The sequence below is a fragment of the Pseudoxanthomonas sp. 68-E7 genome, from assembly GCF_057773145.1.
This window is the reverse complement of sequence record NZ_JBYMTI010000005.1, coordinates 62,664-78,428: the sequence shown is the minus strand read 5'-3', so window position 1 is coordinate 78,428 and position 15,765 is coordinate 62,664. Positions and strand designations below refer to the sequence as shown.

Annotated in this window: 16 protein-coding genes; 5 read left to right on the top strand and 11 right to left on the bottom strand. The window is 68.4% G+C overall.

Going from position 1 to position 15,765, the window contains the following annotated elements; all coding sequences use genetic code 11:
• Window positions 1-31 precede the first annotated feature (31 nt).
• From AC3DE2_RS13200 to AC3DE2_RS13190, 3 genes are read left to right on the top strand one after another with little or no spacing between them, the layout of a single operon-like run.
• The gene (locus tag AC3DE2_RS13200; protein ID WP_295382448.1) at window positions 32-277 is read left to right on the top strand and encodes a FeoA family protein; all 246 of its coding nucleotides are present in this window, start codon (window positions 32-34) and stop codon (window positions 275-277) included.
• A complete protein-coding gene (gene feoB, locus AC3DE2_RS13195; RefSeq protein WP_295382447.1) occupies window positions 274-2,124 on the top strand; it encodes a ferrous iron transport protein B in 1,851 nt (616 codons plus the stop codon). The genes AC3DE2_RS13200 and feoB overlap by 4 nt, the downstream gene beginning before the upstream one ends.
• Window positions 2,124-2,378, top strand: coding sequence for a DUF6587 family protein (locus AC3DE2_RS13190; protein WP_295382446.1), 255 nt, complete (start codon window positions 2,124-2,126; stop codon window positions 2,376-2,378). The genes feoB and AC3DE2_RS13190 overlap by 1 nt, the downstream gene beginning before the upstream one ends.
• A 10-nt stretch (window positions 2,379-2,388) precedes the next feature.
• Here the strand turns inward: AC3DE2_RS13190 and AC3DE2_RS13185 are convergent, their stop codons facing one another.
• The 11 genes from AC3DE2_RS13185 to AC3DE2_RS13135 all read right to left on the bottom strand — a co-directional run bounded on the left by AC3DE2_RS13185 (window position 2,389) and on the right by AC3DE2_RS13135 (window position 13,882).
• Complete coding sequence (locus AC3DE2_RS13185) at window positions 2,389-3,882, bottom strand: J domain-containing protein (protein ID WP_488426588.1); 1,494 nt, start codon at window positions 3,880-3,882, stop codon at window positions 2,389-2,391.
• 1 nt (window position 3,883) lies between these two features.
• Window positions 3,884-5,575: a molecular chaperone HscC gene (locus AC3DE2_RS13180; protein WP_295382444.1), complete on the bottom strand. Its 1,692-nt coding sequence runs from the start codon at window positions 5,573-5,575 to the stop codon at window positions 3,884-3,886.
• A gap of 71 nt (window positions 5,576-5,646) precedes the next feature.
• The gene (locus AC3DE2_RS13175; protein WP_488426586.1) at window positions 5,647-6,012 is read right to left on the bottom strand and encodes a hypothetical protein; all 366 of its coding nucleotides are present in this window, start codon (window positions 6,010-6,012) and stop codon (window positions 5,647-5,649) included.
• Between the two features lie 3 nt (window positions 6,013-6,015).
• Entirely contained in the window at window positions 6,016-6,549 is a 534-nt protein-coding gene (locus AC3DE2_RS13170; protein WP_295382442.1) for a polymer-forming cytoskeletal protein, read from the bottom strand.
• A 154-nt stretch (window positions 6,550-6,703) separates the two neighbouring features.
• Entirely contained in the window at window positions 6,704-7,453 is a 750-nt protein-coding gene (locus AC3DE2_RS13165; RefSeq protein ID WP_488426584.1) for an SDR family oxidoreductase, read from the bottom strand.
• Window positions 7,454-7,456: 3 nt separating this feature from the next.
• Window positions 7,457-9,064, bottom strand: a complete 1,608-nt coding sequence (locus AC3DE2_RS13160) for a carboxyl transferase domain-containing protein (RefSeq protein WP_488426583.1) — start codon at window positions 9,062-9,064, stop codon at window positions 7,457-7,459.
• A gap of 123 nt (window positions 9,065-9,187) precedes the next feature.
• Window positions 9,188-9,565: a hypothetical protein gene (locus tag AC3DE2_RS13155; protein WP_183637134.1), complete on the bottom strand. Its 378-nt coding sequence runs from the start codon at window positions 9,563-9,565 to the stop codon at window positions 9,188-9,190.
• A gap of 152 nt (window positions 9,566-9,717) precedes the next feature.
• Window positions 9,718-10,077, bottom strand: coding sequence for a hypothetical protein (locus AC3DE2_RS13150; RefSeq protein WP_141452497.1), 360 nt, complete (start codon window positions 10,075-10,077; stop codon window positions 9,718-9,720).
• A 195-nt stretch (window positions 10,078-10,272) separates the two neighbouring features.
• Entirely contained in the window at window positions 10,273-11,448 is a 1,176-nt protein-coding gene (locus AC3DE2_RS13145; RefSeq protein WP_295382439.1) for a thiolase family protein, read from the bottom strand.
• A 121-nt stretch (window positions 11,449-11,569) separates the two neighbouring features.
• Window positions 11,570-12,742 (bottom strand): acyl-CoA dehydrogenase family protein, encoded by a 1,173-nt coding sequence (locus AC3DE2_RS13140; protein WP_488426582.1) that lies wholly within the window; start codon window positions 12,740-12,742, stop codon window positions 11,570-11,572.
• Between the two features lie 39 nt (window positions 12,743-12,781).
• Window positions 12,782-13,882 carry a Glu/Leu/Phe/Val dehydrogenase dimerization domain-containing protein gene (locus tag AC3DE2_RS13135; protein ID WP_295377924.1) on the bottom strand — a complete coding sequence of 367 codons (1,101 nt, stop codon included), beginning with the start codon at window positions 13,880-13,882 and terminating at the stop codon, window positions 12,782-12,784.
• Window positions 13,883-14,103: 221 nt separating this feature from the next.
• On the opposite strand from AC3DE2_RS13135, the gene AC3DE2_RS13130 reads away from it, so the two are divergent.
• Window positions 14,104-14,703, top strand: a complete 600-nt coding sequence (locus AC3DE2_RS13130; RefSeq protein WP_488426581.1) for a TetR/AcrR family transcriptional regulator — start codon at window positions 14,104-14,106, stop codon at window positions 14,701-14,703.
• A gap of 15 nt (window positions 14,704-14,718) precedes the next feature.
• Window positions 14,719-15,648: an alpha/beta hydrolase gene (locus AC3DE2_RS13125; protein WP_488426579.1), complete on the top strand. Its 930-nt coding sequence runs from the start codon at window positions 14,719-14,721 to the stop codon at window positions 15,646-15,648.
• The last annotated feature ends 117 nt before the right edge of the window (window positions 15,649-15,765 follow it).

Sequence of the window (15,765 nt, the reverse complement as noted above, 5' to 3'; positions counted from 1 at the left end):
AGAATAGTTCGCATTTGAGAGTTGCCGCGTGATGCTGACCGAATTGGCCCCCCGGACTTTGGCGATCGTCGAATCCGTCGACGACAGCCATCCCAACGACAACATCGCCCGCCGCCTGCGCGAGCTGGGGTTTGTCGACGGCGAGGAGGTGCAGATCGTCGCCAAGGGGCCGCTGGGCGCCGAACCACTGCTGGTGCAGGTCGGCTTCACCCGTTTCGCCCTGCGTCGCAGCGAGGCCGCGCGGATCCGGGTCCGCCCGGCGGGAGCGGTCGCATGAGCGCGCAGCCCCTGCGCCTGGCGCTGGTCGGCAATCCGAACTGCGGCAAGACCGCGCTGTTCAACCAGCTGACCGGCAGCCGGCAGAAGGTCGCCAACTACGCCGGCGTGACCGTCGAGCGCAAGGAAGGCCGGCTGCACACCGCATCCGGGCGCAGCTACGCGCTGCTGGATCTGCCCGGCGCGTACAGCCTGCACGCGGCCAGCCTGGACGAGGCGGTCACCCGTGACTTCTGCCGCGGCTTCCTGCCCGGCGAGGCGCCGCCGGACGTGCTGGTGTGCGTGGTCGACGCCACCAACCTGCGCCTGCACCTGCGCTTCGCGCTGGAAGTGCGCGAGCTCGACAAGCCGATGATCCTGGCGGTCAACATGATGGATGCCGCGCGCCGTCGCGGCATCCGCATCGACCTGGATGCGCTGTCGCGCGAACTGGGCGTGCCGGTGGTCGAGACGGTGGCAGTCAGGCACAACGGCGCGCGCGCGCTGGTCGAGCAGATCGAACGCATGGCCGAAGCGCCGCATCCGCCACGCCACCGCCTGGGTGGCGATGCGGACCTGCACGCGGAAACCCGCCGGCTGCTGTCACTGGCGGTGGACATGCCGCAGCGCACCGCGCGGGTGGACGACGCGCTGGATCGCTGGCTGCTGCACCCGGTGTTCGGCTTCGTCGCGCTGATCGTGGTGATGTTCCTGATCTTCCAGGCGGTATACGCCTGGGCCACGCCCTTGATGGACCTGATCGAGGCGGGTACCGGCGCATTGGGCGAATGGATAGGCGGCACATTGCCCGAAGGTCCGCTCAACAGCCTGCTGGTGGACGGCATCATCGCCGGTGTCGGCGGGGTCATCGTGTTCCTGCCGCAGATCCTGATCCTGTTCGCCTTCATCCTGGCGCTGGAGGAATCCGGTTACCTGCCACGCGCCGCGTTCCTGCTGGATCGGCTGATGGCCTCGGCCGGCCTGTCGGGCCGTTCCTTCATCCCACTGCTGTCGAGCTTCGCCTGCGCCATCCCCGGCATCATGGCGACCCGCTCGATCCAGGATCCGCGTGATCGCCTGGCGACCATTCTGGTGGCGCCGCTGATGACCTGTTCGGCGCGCCTGCCGGTGTATGCGCTGCTGATTGGCGCGTTCGTTCCGCAGAAGCAGATCGGCATGTTCAACCAGCAGGGCCTGGTCCTGTTCGGCCTGTATGCGGCGGGCATCCTCAGCGCGCTGGCGGTGGCCTGGGTGATGAAGAAATGGCGCCGCGACAAGAGCGAACATCCGCTCATGCTGGAACTGCCGTCCTATCGCATCCCGCATCCGCGCGACCTCGCCATCGGGTTGTGGGAGCGCGCCTGGATCTTCCTGCGCCGGGTCGGCGGCATCATCCTGGCGATGACCATCCTGTTGTGGGTGCTGCTGAACTTCCCGGCGCCGCCGGCCGACGCGGTGGGACCGGCGATCGACTACAGCTTCGCCGGCCGCATCGGCCATGCGATGGCGGTGTTCTTCGCGCCGCTGGGCTTCAACTGGCAGATCTGCATCGCGCTGATTCCCGGCATGGCCGCGCGCGAGGTGGCGGTGGCGTCACTCGCCACGGTCTACGCGCTGTCGGCCGCCGATGACGACGCGGCCGCACAGGCACTGTCGCCGCTGATCAGCGACGGCTGGTCGCTGGCCACCGCATTGTCGCTGCTGGTCTGGTACATCTACGCGCCGATGTGCATCTCCACCCTGGCGACCATCAAGCGCGAGACCAACTCCTGGAAGCAGATGTCCTACGCGATGTTCTACCTGTTCGCGCTGGCCTACCTGGCGTCGCTGCTGACCTACCAGGTCGCCAAGGCGCTGGGAGCGGGCTGATGGACGGTTCGCTGGCCCTGCAGTACGCGATCATCGGCCTGCTGGTGCTGGTCAGCATCTGGGTCGTGCTCAAGAAACAGTTTCCGGGCGCGCTGCGCAAGGCGCGGGTGGCACTGGCGTTGCCATTGCTGCGCGAGGGACGCCCGGGCTGGCTGCGCGCGCTGGGCCGCTGGATTGCGCCCGAGCCCCGGGGCTCGGGTGGCGGCGACGGCTGTGGTGGCTGCAACAGCTGCGGGCCGTCGTCGAAAGTCTGAGCGGCTCGCCTCAGAACACCCGCATCACGATCCAGCCGAGGAAGAAGGCATACGAGGCCACGGTGGTCCAGCGATTGCCGGCGGCGGCGGGTAATGGAATCGCATGACGGCGTGCATACAGTCCATCGAACAACGCCAGGCCGATCGGCACCATCGCGAAACCGAGCACGCCCGGGTCGAGGGCGCTCGACAGGCCAGCAGGCAGCACGCCCTGCATTGCAATGCCGCCCAGCAGGAAACGCAGGGCATCGAACGTCCGCCGCCAATGCAGCAGCGCGGCAGGCACTGCCAGCAGATAGGCTGGCCAGGCCTGTGGCAAGACGGCGGCCAGCAACAACCCCGTCAAGGCCAGGCCAACCGGGATCAATGATCGCAGCGTCTGTCGATCGCCGTGGGTGTCGCCCAGGGTCATCGCGTGCAGCCAGAGCATCAGCTGCCAGCCGACTTGCAGGGCGAGAGTGGCGCCGCCCAGGATCAGTGCCCAGCTGGGATTCGCCTGCGGCTGTGCGGAAACCACCACGGGCAACAGATAGCCGAGCAGACCGGCGGCCAGCGACCGCGCCAGGATGGGCAACCAGCGCCAGACGCCGAGATAGTCCTTGCGGGCCAGCTGCCGGAAGAACCGATCCTGCCCGGGATCGATGCCGTCCGGCAGATCGCCGTAGTCATCGCCCAGGCGCTGCGACAGCCGGGCGATGCGCGTGGACAACCCCGGCACGCAGGCGATGGCCAATGCCTGCGGCCAGCGGAAGGGGCGTTTGAGCTGGCGAACCGCCAGCGGACGCGGCTCGTCGTAGCGCGAGGTCTGTTCCTGTTCGATCGCCCATCGCACCGCCATCCGCTGCGCCAGCCAATAGTCCTGCTGGCCGAAGAAGGTTTCCAGGACGGACAGGCTTGCCGGTGGCATGGCGATGCCGTCGTAGCCCAGCCGCTGGAACAGCGCCTCGCCGACCGACTGCTTCAGTTCCAGGTGGTAGAGGTCATCGCGCGCCGCGAGCCAGGTGGAAAACGCGGCGGGAGGCGTGTCGCGCGCGCGCTCCATCGTTTCCACGAAGAAGCCGTCGAAATCGAAGCGCCGGTTTTCCGCATCCGGAACGGCGGAAGCGGCGGCCGCGGCCGCGGACGGCAGATGGGGCATGCGCCCGGCGATCAGCGCCTCCAGTTGTTCCGCATCGAGCAGGACGGTGTGGGCGGTATCCGCATCGGCAGCCCCGGGGACGCCGGTTTCCACCGGATCCGTTCCATGGCCCGCCTGGTGGATGTGCGCACCCCCGACATCGACGGCCACGCTTTCCCCGTCATCGGCGTCATCCTCCCCGTCGTCCCACGCCGCCGCCATCGCCCGTTGCCGGCAGTGCTGCAGGGCCTGCCGGTAGGCCTCGTGCAGGCGCTGGAAACCTTCCGGGTCATCGTCCGGGCGGGTGAGTTTCAGGCGCCGCGCGTAGGCGCGCTTGATGGTGGGTTCGTCCGCATCGCCGGGAACGCCAAGCAGATCGAACGGCATCTCAAGCCTGCGATTCGATGTGCTGGAGCATGGCGGCGAAATGCGTGCGATGTTCGCGGATCAGATCCGGATCCTGGCTGTCCAGGGCACCGCGGAAGCGCACCAGCGCGTCCTGCAGGTCGCCGCGCGCCCACAGCAGTTCCTCGTACAGGCGCTCGGCGCGGGCGATCAGGCTCAGGTTTTCCTGCTGATCGCGCGGGTGGATCTTCAGCGCCGTCAGCGCGGCCAATCGTTCGCGGATTTCGGCGGGGGAGAGGATGCCCGGATTCTGTTCCAGGATGACTTCGTGGGTTTCGCCGGTGGCGACCACCGTGGCCTCGACCTGCAGCAGGCCGTTGACGTCGTAGGTGAAGCGGATGTCGACCGGGTTCTCGTGCGCGGCCTTGGCCGGGACACCGACGCTGATCTTGCCCAGGCGCACGTTGTGCTCCACGCGCGGGCTTTCGCCCTGGAAAATCTCGAACTCCACCTGTCGCTGCCAGTCCTGCAGCGGCTGGTAGCGTTCGATCCGGCTGACCGGCACGGTACTGTTGCGGTGGATGATCGGCGAGAAGATGCCGCTGGTGACCTGGCCGTTGGCACCCTGCTGGCTGGTGCCCACGCCGAGGGTGTGCGGACAGACGTCGGTGAGGATCACTTCCTCCAGCTTCTCGTCGCGGGCCTTCATGCCCGCGGCGATGGCCGCGCCGACGGCGACGGCTTCATCGGGATTGATGTGGCGCAGCGGCAGGCGGCCGAACATGCGCGACACCAGCCGCGCGGTCAGCGGCATGCGCGAGGCGCCGCCGACCAGCACGATATCGTCCAGTTGCGCGGGCGTGAGCCGGGCGTCGCGCATCGCCCGTTCCAGCGGCGCGCGCAGCCGCTGCACCAGCGGTTCGCAGAGCCGGGCGAAGCGCGGCTCGTCCAGTTGCCAATGGCGGTTCTGGCCTGCCAGCACCAGTTCGATGCCGTGTTCGCCGGATGCGTGCGAGAGATCCCGCTTGAGTGTTTCCAGCCGGCGCAGCAACTGCGCGGATTCGGCCGGTTGCAGGGTCCCGCGGGCGATGCCGAGATCCTGCAGGCAGGCGTCGCGCAGGGCATGCAGGAAATCCTCGCCGCCGAGGAAGTTGTCGCCGGCGCTGGCATGCACTTCCATCACGCCCTCGAACATTTCCAGGATCGACACGTCGAAGGTGCCGCCGCCCAGGTCGAACACCAGGAAACGGCCACCGCCCTCGCGCTGCTGCAGGCCGTAGGCCAGCGCCGCCGCGGTGGGCTCGTTGATCAGTCGTTCGACCTTGATGCCGGCCAATTCTCCGGCGATGCGGGTGGCCTTGCGCTGGGCGTCGCCGAAGTAGGCCGGCACGCTGATGACGGCCTCGGTGACCTTGTGGCCGAGATGGGCCTCGGCATCGGCGATCAGCGCGCGCAGCACCAGCGCGGACAGTTCCTCGGGCCGGAAGGCGTGCTTGCCCAGCCGGGTAACCCGATCGGTGCCCATCCAGCGCTTGAAGTGGGCGACGCTGCGTTGCGGGTGGGTGACCAGGCGCTCGCGCGCGGCTTCGCCAACCAGCACCGCCTCCTGGTCGTCCACGCTGACCGCCGAGGGGGTCAGGTAGTTGGCCAGCGCGTTCGGAATCAGCTGCGGTCCCTGTTCGCCGTACACCCCGATCAGCGAATGCGTGGTCCCCAGATCAATGCCGACAATCATTCAGTCCCCTGGATCCTTCCCTGCATCGGCGATCAGTGTAAGGGCAGGGACGGGGGCGACGCCAAGCGTACTCAGCGGCGCGACCCGCGGCCGCCCGGCCGCGGGAACATCTCCACGCTGAGGGTGAAGGTGCGTTGCTCGCCGGGCTGCATCGCGCCGACCCCGACCACCTGGCGGGTGACTTCCTCGCCGCGGTCATTGCGGATGCTCATCACCACCGAGTATTCCCACGGGCCGCCGTCGGCGGGATGGCGGACGCTGCCTTCCACCTTCAGCGGCACCACGGTCTGCGCCGTGCGCGCGGCGGCCAGCGACGCTTCGTCGAAGCGCAGATGGTGGCGGCACGCCGGGCAGACCGCGGCGCTTTCCAGGATGGTGGCCTTGCAGTGCGGGCAGGTGCGGGTCGCTCCGGCCATCCCCGGGCGCGGGCTGCTCATGCGTCAGCCGGCGTCGGTACCGTTGGCCGCCTTGGCGGTGCGCGAGGCGCCCTTGTCCTCTTCCCAGCCGAAGTCGGCCTGGCCGCGCATGCGCGAACCGGCGGCCACCGTCAGCGAGCCGGCCTTGACGTCGCCGACCAGCACGCCGGAGGCCAGCAGCTCCACCCGCGAGGCGGATTCGATGTTGCCTTCCAGTTCGCCGGCGATGATGACCTTCTTGGCGCGGACGCCACCATTCAACTTGGCGCCGTTCTCGATGGTCAGATCGCCCTGCACGTTGACGTCGCCCTTGAACTTGCCGGCGATGCGGATGTGGCCGGCGCCTTCGATCTTGCCCTCGATGGTCAGATCGGCGGCGATCAGTGATTCCTTGGCTTCGCGTTCCGGGGCCGGCGCGGCGCGCATGCCCGGCGGGTTGCTGACGGTCGGGGAAAAATCCGCAGCCGCCGTCACTTCGCGCGCAGGCGCGGGCGAGGATTCCGGCGGCGGCGGAACGGCATCCTTCTTGGCGGGGCCTTGGTCTTTCCAGATGGACATAAAACGGCAACTCCGGGCGATGTGAACGCCCGACTATCGCGCCTCGCCGGCGCCAAGGTTGTGACCGCCTTTGCCCATTGGTCGGTTCGTCCGTGCGGGTTCACGCGCGGGTTGGTGATGTGGAGATCTTCCTCACGCAGCTGAAGAGGGCGGCTCAGCGGCCGCCGGCGACATCCACAATCGCGCCGCTGCAGTAGCCGGCTTCCGCCGACAGCAGCCACAGGATGGCGTTGGCCACTTCCCCGGGTTGTCCGCCGCGCTTCATCGGCACGAACGCCTTGACCCGTTCCACCCGGTCCGGCTCGCCGCCACTGGCATGCATGTCCGTGTGGATGAAACCGGGACGCACCGCATTGACCCGGATGCCATCGGCGGCGACTTCCTGGGCCAGGCCGATGGTGAGGGTGTCCACCGCGCCTTTCGACGCGGCGTAGTCGACGTATTCGCCGGGAGAGCCGGTGCGCGCCGCCACCGAGGAGACATTGACGATCGCGCCGCCCTGGCCGCCCTGGCGGGTCGACATGCGCCGGATCGCCTCGCGGCAGCAGAGCAGGGGACCGACGACGTTCGTCGCCAGGATGCGCTGGATCCGCGCAGCGTCCATCGCCTCGACCCGCATCTGGGTTTCCAGCACGCCGGCGTTGTTGACCAGCGCCACCAGCGGGCCGAGCGTCCGGTCAACGTCGGCGAACAGGCGGACGACATCCGCCTCGTCGGCGATGTCGGCGGCAAACGCGGCGGCACGCCCGCCCTCGGCGAGGATCCGTTCGACCAGTGCCTGCGCGGCCGCCGCGTCGCGCCGGTAGTTGATCGCGACCGCGTAGCCGCGCGCGGCGGCGAGGTGGGCGGTGGCGGCGCCGATGCCGCGGCCGCCGCCGGTGACCAGCAGGACGGGGGCGGTCATCGGTTACATCCGGAACACGCCGAAGCGCGCCGGCGCGATGGGAGCATTGAGTGACGCCGACAGGCCCAGTCCCAGCACGCGGCGGGTGTCGGCCGGATCGATGATGCCGTCATCCCACAGGCGCGCGGTGGCATACCAGGGGCTGCCCTGGGTTTCGTACTGCTCGCGGATCGGTGACTTGAAGGCTTCCTCTTCCTCCGCGGCCCACTGGCCGCCGCCAGCCTCGATGCCGTCGCGCCGGACCGTGGCCAGCACGCTGGCGGCCTGCTCGCCGCCCATCACGCTGATGCGCGCGTTCGGCCACATCCACAGGAAGCGCGCGCCGTAGGCGCGCCCGCACATCGCGTAGTTGCCGGCACCGAAACTGCCGCCGATGACCACGGTGAACTTGGGCACCGACGAGCAGGCCACCGCGGTGACCATCTTGGCGCCGTCCTTGGCGATGCCGGCGTTCTCGTACTTGCGGCCGACCATGAAGCCGGTGATGTTCTGCAGGAACACCAGCGGGATGCCGCGCTGGTTGCACAGTTCGATGAAGTGCGCGCCCTTGAGCGCGCTCTCGGAAAACAGGATGCCGTTGTTGGCGATGATGCCGACCGGATAGCCGTGCAGGTGGGCGAAGCCGGTCACCAGGGTCTTGCCGTAGCGCGCCTTGAACTCGTCCAGTTCGCTGCCGTCGGTGACGCGCGCGATGACCTCGCGGATATCGAACGGGCGGCGGGTGTCCTTCGGGACGATGCCGTACAACTCGTCGGCCGGGTACAGCGGCGGGTGCGATTCGCGTACCGCGACCGGGACGTCCTTGCGGCGGTTGAGATTGCCGACCAGGCGGCGGGCGATCTGCAGGGCGTCGCGATCGTCCTCGGCGAAATGATCGGCCACGCCGGACACGCTGGTATGCACGTCGGCGCCGCCCAGCGCCTCGGCATCGACCACTTCGCCGGTCGCCGCCTTCACCAGCGGCGGACCGCCGAGGAAGATGGTGCCCTGTTCCTTGACGATGATCGATTCATCGCTCATCGCCGGCACGTAGGCGCCACCGGCGGTGCAACTGCCCATCACCACCGCAATCTGCGGGATGTTGTCCGCGCTCAGCCGCGCCTGGTTGTAGAAGATGCGGCCGAAATGCTCGCGGTCCGGGAACACCTCGTCCTGCAGCGGCAGGAACGCGCCACCGGAGTCGACCAGATAGATGCAGGGCAGGCGGTTCTCGCGCGCGATCTCCTGCGCGCGCAGGTGCTTCTTCACCGTCATCGGGAAATAGGTGCCGCCCTTGACAGTGGCGTCGTTGGCGACGATCACCACTTCCTGGCCCATCACCCGGCCGATGCCGCAGACCATGCCGGCGGCGGGCGCGGCGCCGTCGTACATCTCCTCGGCGGCGAGCGGGGCGATTTCCAGGAACGGCGAGCCGGGATCGAGCAGGGCGGTGATGCGATCGCGCGGCAGCAGCTTGCCGCGCTCGGTATGGCGCTGGCGCGCCTTGTCGCCACCACCGTCGGCGGCCCGCGCCAGCCGGCGATCGAGTTCGGCGACCAGCGCCCGATGGTAGTCGGCGTTGTCCAGGAATTCCTGCGAACGCGGATCGAGTTGCGAAGTGATGGCGGACATGCGGCGACCGGAACGGGAAAGGCGGCATGTAAACACAAAGCCGCAGGTCCGCCAAACTTTCCGTGTCGCAAAAAACAAGGCCCGCTTGCGCGGGCCTTGTCGTGTTCGGCGTTGGCCGGACGATTACTTCTTGGCTTCTTCAGCCTTGGCGTCAGCCTTGTCGGCCACTTCGGCAGCCTTGTCGGCGGTCGCCTGGGCGGCGTCGGCCACGGCGCCAGCGGCGGTGGCAGCAGCGTCGGTGGTGGCAGCGGCAGCGGCGTCGCCAGCCTGGGCAGCGGCGTCGGCGGTGGCGGCGGCAGCGTCGGTGGCGGCAGCAGCAGCAGCGTCGCCAGCGGCGGCGGCGGCATCACCAGCGGCGGTGGCGGCGTCGCCAGCAGCGGTGGCGGCCTGGTCGGCGGCGGCGGCGGCGTCGGTCGCGGCGGCGTCGGTGGTTTCGCTCTTGTTGCAGGCGCTCAGGGCCAGGACGGCGGCGGCCAGCAGGATGTAGAACTTGGTCTTCATTTGGATCCCCAGTGAGGTTTGGTTGAGAGCAAAACGGGTGAGCGTCCTTGCCCGCTGGGAACAGCGGCGCCAGTGCCCGGGCCCGGGTACAGAAAAAGCCGCCAGTCAACCGGCGGCTTTTTCAATTTTAACGCTATGAAGCTAAGAAGTGATTACTTCTTTTCTTCGGCCGGAGCGGCAGCGTCCTTGGCAGCGTCAGCGGCCTGGCCGGCAGCGTCGGCAGCCTGGCCAGCGGCGTCGGCAGCAGCGTCGCCAGCAGCGGCGGTGCCAGCAGCAGCGGCGTCGGTCGCGGCGGTGGCGGCAGCGTCGGCAGCGGTGGCAGCGGCGTCAGCCGACTGCTGGGCGGCGTCGGCGGTCGCGGTGCCAGCCTGGGCGGCGGCGTCGGCAGCAGCCTGGGCTTCGGTCGCAGCGGCGTTGGCGTCGGCAGCGGCGTCAGCAGCCTGTTCCTGGTTCGAGCACGCAGCCAGGGCGAAACCCAGGGCCAGCGCGATCAGAGCCTTGTTCATGGTCATGTTGCATTTCCTCGTCGTTAGTTAGGCAACGCGCTAGTGCGCGCCTGCAACATGATGACAAGCCAGTTACGCCTGTCAAGCGGTCCGCTGGTTATTTTTGTCAAACCTTCGTTAAAGCGACCATCGGACCGCCAAAATGGCAAGCGGCCGGGTATCCGCGGGATGACCACGGCCGCTCGAACCGCCCGTCGGGACTCAGACGATCTCCACCGCGATGGCGGTCGCTTCGCCACCGCCGATGCACAGCGAAGCCACGCCACGCTTGCCGCCACGCTGGCGCAGGGCGTTGATCAAGGTCACCACCAGGCGCGCGCCGGAGGCGCCGATGGGATGGCCGAGCGCGCAGGCACCGCCATTGACGTTGAGCTTGGCGTGCGGGATGCCGAGATCCTTGATCGGGGCCATGGCGACCACGGCGAAGGCTTCGTTGACCTCGAACAGATCCACCTGGTCCACCGTCCAGCCGACCTGCTTGAGCAGCTTGTCGATGGCGCTCACCGGGGACGTGGTGAACCACTCCGGCTCCTGCGAGAAGGTGGCATGGCCGACGATCTTCGCCAGCGGCTGCAGCCCGCGCCTGGCCGCTTCCTCTGCCGTCAGCAGGACGGTGGCGGCGGCGCCATCGGAAATGCTGGACGAACTGGCGGCGGTGACCGTGCCGTCCTTCTTGAATGCCGGCTTGAGGGTCGGGATCTTGGCCAGGTCGGACTTGCCCGGCTGCTCGTCGGTGCTGACCTCGACCTCGCCCTTGCGGGTGGCGACCTTGACCGGAACGATTTCGGCGTCGAAGGCGCCGGACTGCTGGGCGGCCTGGGCGCGCTTGACCGACTCGGTCGAGTAGGCGTCCTGCTCCTCGCGGGTGAAGCCGTACTTGGCGGCGGTGGCTTCGGCGAACACGCCCATGGCCTGGCCGTCATACGGATTGGTCAGGCCGTCCCACGCCATGTGGTCGACCGCCTGGAAGTTGCCGAAGCGGTTGCCGGTGCGCGAGTTCGGAATCATGTGCGGGGCATTGGTCATCGACTCCATGCCGCCGGCGACGACGATGCCGGCGGAGCCGGCCTTGATCAGATCGTGGCCCAGCATGATGGCCTTCATGCCCGAGCCGCAGACCTTGTTGATGGTGGTGCAGCCGACCGCGGTCGGCAGGCCGGCGGCCAGCGAGGCCTGGCGGGCCGGCGCCTGGCCCAGGTTGGCGGGCAAGACGCAGCCCATGATGACTTCAGAGACGTCGGCGGCGGGAACGCCGGCCTGTTCCAGCGCCGCGCGGATGGTCGCCGCGCCCAGGGTCGGGGTCGGCACGCCGGTGAACTGGCCCATGAAGGAACCGATGGCGGTGCGCTTGGCGGCGGCGATGACGATATCGGACATGAAACGGAACCTCGTGTAGGGGTGGCCGGATTATCCCGCTCGCGGTGCGGTGCAGCAATCGGCCGTTCGGACAGGGGAGAGCCGCCCGGCGGATCGGGCGGCGGCGAAGTGCCTGTTCAGCTCAGGCGCGGCCGTCGAACAACTCGCGGCCGATCAGCATGCGGCGGATTTCGTTGGTACCGGCGCCGATGGCGTACAGCTTGGCGTCGCGCAGCAACCGGCCGGTGTCGAACTCGTTGATGTAGCCATTGCCGCCCAGGGCCTGGATGGCTTCCAGGGTGACCTGCACCGCGGCTTCCGAGGCATGCAGGAGGCAGCCGGCCGCGGCCGCGCGCGAGCCCAGGCCGGCGTCGTAGTCGCGGGCGACCTGATAGGCGAAGGCGCGGCTGGACTGCAGCGCGGTGTACATGTCGGCGAGCTTGCCCTGCATCAGGCCGAAGGTGCCGATCGGCGAATCGAACTGGCGGCGTTCGCGCACGTAGGGCAGGGTGATGTCCAGCGCCGCCTGCATCAGGCCGATCGGGCCGCCGGTCAGCACCAGCCGCTCGGTGTTCAGCCCGCTCATCAGGACGCGCACGCCCTGGTGCACTTCGCCCAGCACGTTCTCCGCCGGGATCTCACAGTTCTCGAATACCAGTTCGCAGGTGTTGCTGCCGCGCATGCCCAGCTTGTCCAGCTTCTGCGCGGTGGAGAACCCCTTCATGCCGCGCTCGACGATGAAGGCGGTCATGCATTTGCTGCCCGCTTCCTTGCCGGCGGTGCGCATGTAGACCAGCAGCACGTCGGCTTCCGGTCCGTTGGTGATCCACATCTTGTTGCCGTTGGCCACCCACACGCCGTCCCGCAGTTCGGCGCGGCAGCCCATCGAGCCGACCACGTCCGAGCCGGCGCCCGGCTCGCTCATCGCCAGCGCGCCCTTCCATTCGCCGCTGCACAGCCTCGGCAGGTACTTGCGGCGCTGGGCGTCGTTGCCGTTGAGGAACAGGTTGGACACGCACAGGTTCGAATGCGCGCCGTAGCTCAGACCGACCGAACCGGACGCACGGGAGATTTCCTCCATCGCCACCAGGTGCGCCAGGTAGCTCATGCCGCTGCCGCCGAAGGACTCGTCCACGGTCATGCCCAGCAGGCCCATTTCGCCCAGCTTGGGCCACAGGTCCTGCGGGAAAACGTTGTCGTGGTCGATCTGCGCGGCGCGCGGGGCTATTTCGGCGTCCGCGAAACGGCGCACGGCGTCACGCAGCGCGTCGATGTCCTCGCCAAGTGGAAAAGCAGCGATTGAAACGGGTCGCATTCGGTCCTCCCTCCTATTGCGGCCTGTGGATGTCGGCGATCAACGCTCTCCGCGCAGATGCCCCATGAAACGTGGTGCGGTCCGGCCCAGCGGCAGCTTGAGCTTGCCGATGGCGGCGATGCGCGCCTCGGCGATGCGGTCGGCGGCGTACTGCGGCGCGATGTCCTCGCGTTCGGCCAGATCGAAGATCTTGCCGACGGTGTGGTAGATGGTGCGCATCATCCGCATCGCGCGCTCGCGGTTGTAGCCGTCGATTTCCAGCGACACGTTGATCACGCCGCCCGCGTTCACCGCGTAGTCCGGCGCGTACAGGATGCCGCGCTTGGCGGCCTCCACGCCGGTGACGTGCGACATCTGGTTGTTGGCGGTGCCGCAGATGACCTTGGCCTTCAGGCGCGGCAGGGTCTCGGCGTTGACCGCGTACTCCAGGGCGCAGGGCGAGAACACGTCGACCGGCAGATCGTAGATTTCATCCGGCTTGACCGCCTCGGCGCCGTATTCCTCCACCGCGTACTCCACCAGCTTGGGGTTGAGATCGGTGACGAACAGCTTGGCGCCGCGTTCCTTCAGCAGTTTGACGAACTCCATGCCGATGTGGCCCAAGCCCTGCACGGCGAAGCTGTACTTGCCGATTTCCTCGTTGCCGAACTTGCGGTTGAGGGTGGCCATCAGGCCCTGCAGCGCGCCGTAGGCGGTGAACGGGGCGGGATCGCCGGAGCCGCCGTGCACCTGGTGCACGCCGACCACGTACTCGGTCTCGCGGTAGACGTTCTCCATGTCGTTGACGTCGGTGCCGACGTCCTCGGCGGTGATGTAGCGGCCGCCCAGCGAATCGACGTAGCGGCCGAACGAACGGAACAGCACCTCGGTCTTGTCGACGGTGCTGTCACCGATGATCACCGCCTTGCCGCCGCCCACGTTGAGGCCGGCGAGGGCGTTCTTGTAGGTCATGGTGCGGCTGAGCCGCAACGCATCGGTCAGCGCCGCCTGGCTGTCGGCATAGGGGCGCATGCGCACGCCACCGAGGGCCGGACCCAGGACCGTGCTGTGGACCGCGATGATGGCCTTCAGGCCGGCGTCGGGGTTGTGGCAGAAGACGACCTGCTCATGGCCGGACGTGTCGAGGGTTTCGAAGATCATCTGGGGCTCCGTGCGGCGTGGGGCCGCTGGCTACGCCGGGTGGCTTTGGCTAACCGCTTGTTCACAAAACAAAAAAGCGACGTTTCCGGCTCGCCGTCATCGTCGCAGGCGGGCATTCTAATCCATACGGGCGGTGGGGAGCGGTTTGTGGAGTGGATCCCGTTTTCGAGGCCCTCCCGGGCGGGCTGACAAAAGCGAACGACCGTGCTATTTTGCCGGCTATGAACCTCTGCGCCGCCACCAGCAAGGGCACCGCCACCCGCGAGATGATCGTCGAGCGGGCCTACGCCATCGCCTGCCGACAAGGGCTGGAGGGGCTGTCCATCGGTGAGCTGGCGCAGGCGGCGGGCATGTCCAAGAGCGGCGTGTTCGCCCACTTCGGTTCCCGCGAGGACCTGCAGATCACCGTGCTGGACTGGACCGCGCGCCGCTTCGGCGAGGCGGTGATGGTCCCGGCGCTGCGGCAGCCACGCGGGCTGGCCCGGTTGCGCGCGATCATGGAGGGCTGGTTCGCCTGGGTGCGTGCCAACCCCGACGGTTGCGTGATCCTGGGCGCGGCCAACGAATATGACGCCCGCCCGGGAATGATGCGCGACCGCGTCATTGCCTGGCTGACCGAGTGGCGCGGCGTCGTCGCCAAGGCCGCGCAGATGTGCATCGACAACAGCGAACTGGCCGCCGACACCGATCCGGTGCTGGTGTCGTTCCAGTTGTTCGCGATCACCGAAGGGCTGCACAACGCCCGTCTGTATGACCCCGCCCAGGCCGAAGCGCTGGCCCGGCGGGCGCTCGACCACCTGTTCGCCTCCTACGCCGCCTGATCCGGAGAGACCCCCATGGCCGCCGTCGTTCCGCCACAAAAAAGCACGATCGTTCGTAAAAATGTCCGTCTGCTCCCGCTGCGCTCCGCCTTCGCCGTGGGCAGCTGGCTGATGCCGGAGGCCACCCTCCAGCGCGCGTTCCGCCTGTTCGGCACCCCGATGCCGGGTGGACGCGAGAAGGCGCGCCGCAGCGACACGTGGGGCGCGAGCGTGCATACCTTCGTCCATGGCCGCGAACGGCTGACCTGGTACGCCTGGGGCGATCCGCAGCGCCAGCCGGTCGCGCTGCTGGCGCACGGCTGGTCGGGCTATGCGCTGCAACTGCTGCCCTGGGTGGAACCGCTGCGCCGCGCCGGCTACGCGGTGGTCGCGCTGGATCAGATCGCGCATGGCCGAAGCAGCGGTTACCGGGCGACCCTGCCGATGTTCGCCGACGTCCTGCATCGTTTCGCCGAGCGTTTCGGCACGGTGCAGGCGCTGGTGGCGCATTCGCTCGGCGGCGCGGCCGCCATGATCGCGCTGGCGCGGGGACTGAAGGCGGAGCGCGCGATCCTGATCGCGCCGGCCGCCGATCCGATCGCCGCGGCGCAGCGCTTCGGCGGTTTCGTCGGGCTGGCGACCCATCTTTCGGCGCGCCTGTTCGACGAATTCGAATCGCTGACCGGCATGGCGGTGGATGGATTCCAGGCCCATCTCAACGCGCCGCGCATCGCCAGCCCCGCGCTGATCGTCCACGACCTGGAGGATCGCGAAGTGCCCTGGTCGGAGGGCGAGCGCTATGCGCGCTACTGGCCGGAAGCGCGCCTGCTGAGCACCACCGGACTGGGACACAACCGGATCCTCACCGATCCGGGCGTCATCGCCGCCGGCCTGTCGTTCCTGGACGGCCGCGCGGTGGGACAACGCGTCGTCTCCACGCCGAACCTGCCTTACGGCTTCTGCTGAACAGGCATCCTATCCGGCATGCGCCGCCGCGCCAGACGGCGGCGTAGGGTGCCTCGACCCAGGGCGTCATGGGGCGGAACTCCGCCGCGCGCTACAATTCCGCCTCTAATGCATGCA

Bases quoted from the DNA above. Each gene is read 5' to 3' on its own strand.
- AC3DE2_RS13170 (WP_295382442.1), bottom strand. From the start codon at position 6,549: ATGTCCATCTGGAAAGACCAAGGCCCCGCCAAGAAGGATGCCGTTCCG.
- AC3DE2_RS13155 (WP_183637134.1), bottom strand. From the start codon at position 9,565: ATGAAGACCAAGTTCTACATCCTGCTGGCCGCCGCCGTCCTGGCCCTG.
- AC3DE2_RS13180 (WP_295382444.1), bottom strand. From the start codon at position 5,575: ATGATTGTCGGCATTGATCTGGGGACCACGCATTCGCTGATCGGGGTG.
- AC3DE2_RS13145 (WP_295382439.1), bottom strand. From the start codon at position 11,448: ATGTCCGATATCGTCATCGCCGCCGCCAAGCGCACCGCCATCGGTTCC.
- feoB (WP_295382447.1), top strand. From the start codon at position 274: ATGAGCGCGCAGCCCCTGCGCCTGGCGCTGGTCGGCAATCCGAACTGC.
- AC3DE2_RS13175 (WP_488426586.1), bottom strand. From the start codon at position 6,012: ATGAGCAGCCCGCGCCCGGGGATGGCCGGAGCGACCCGCACCTGCCCG.
- AC3DE2_RS13190 (WP_295382446.1), top strand. From the start codon at position 2,124: ATGGACGGTTCGCTGGCCCTGCAGTACGCGATCATCGGCCTGCTGGTG.
- AC3DE2_RS13140 (WP_488426582.1), bottom strand. From the start codon at position 12,742: ATGCGACCCGTTTCAATCGCTGCTTTTCCACTTGGCGAGGACATCGAC.
- AC3DE2_RS13150 (WP_141452497.1), bottom strand. From the start codon at position 10,077: ATGACCATGAACAAGGCTCTGATCGCGCTGGCCCTGGGTTTCGCCCTG.
- AC3DE2_RS13135 (WP_295377924.1), bottom strand. From the start codon at position 13,882: ATGATCTTCGAAACCCTCGACACGTCCGGCCATGAGCAGGTCGTCTTC.
- AC3DE2_RS13165 (WP_488426584.1), bottom strand. From the start codon at position 7,453: ATGACCGCCCCCGTCCTGCTGGTCACCGGCGGCGGCCGCGGCATCGGC.
- AC3DE2_RS13125 (WP_488426579.1), top strand. From the start codon at position 14,719: ATGGCCGCCGTCGTTCCGCCACAAAAAAGCACGATCGTTCGTAAAAAT.
- AC3DE2_RS13200 (WP_295382448.1), top strand. From the start codon at position 32: ATGCTGACCGAATTGGCCCCCCGGACTTTGGCGATCGTCGAATCCGTC.
- AC3DE2_RS13130 (WP_488426581.1), top strand. From the start codon at position 14,104: ATGAACCTCTGCGCCGCCACCAGCAAGGGCACCGCCACCCGCGAGATG.
- AC3DE2_RS13185 (WP_488426588.1), bottom strand. From the start codon at position 3,882: ATGCCGTTCGATCTGCTTGGCGTTCCCGGCGATGCGGACGAACCCACC.
- AC3DE2_RS13160 (WP_488426583.1), bottom strand. From the start codon at position 9,064: ATGTCCGCCATCACTTCGCAACTCGATCCGCGTTCGCAGGAATTCCTG.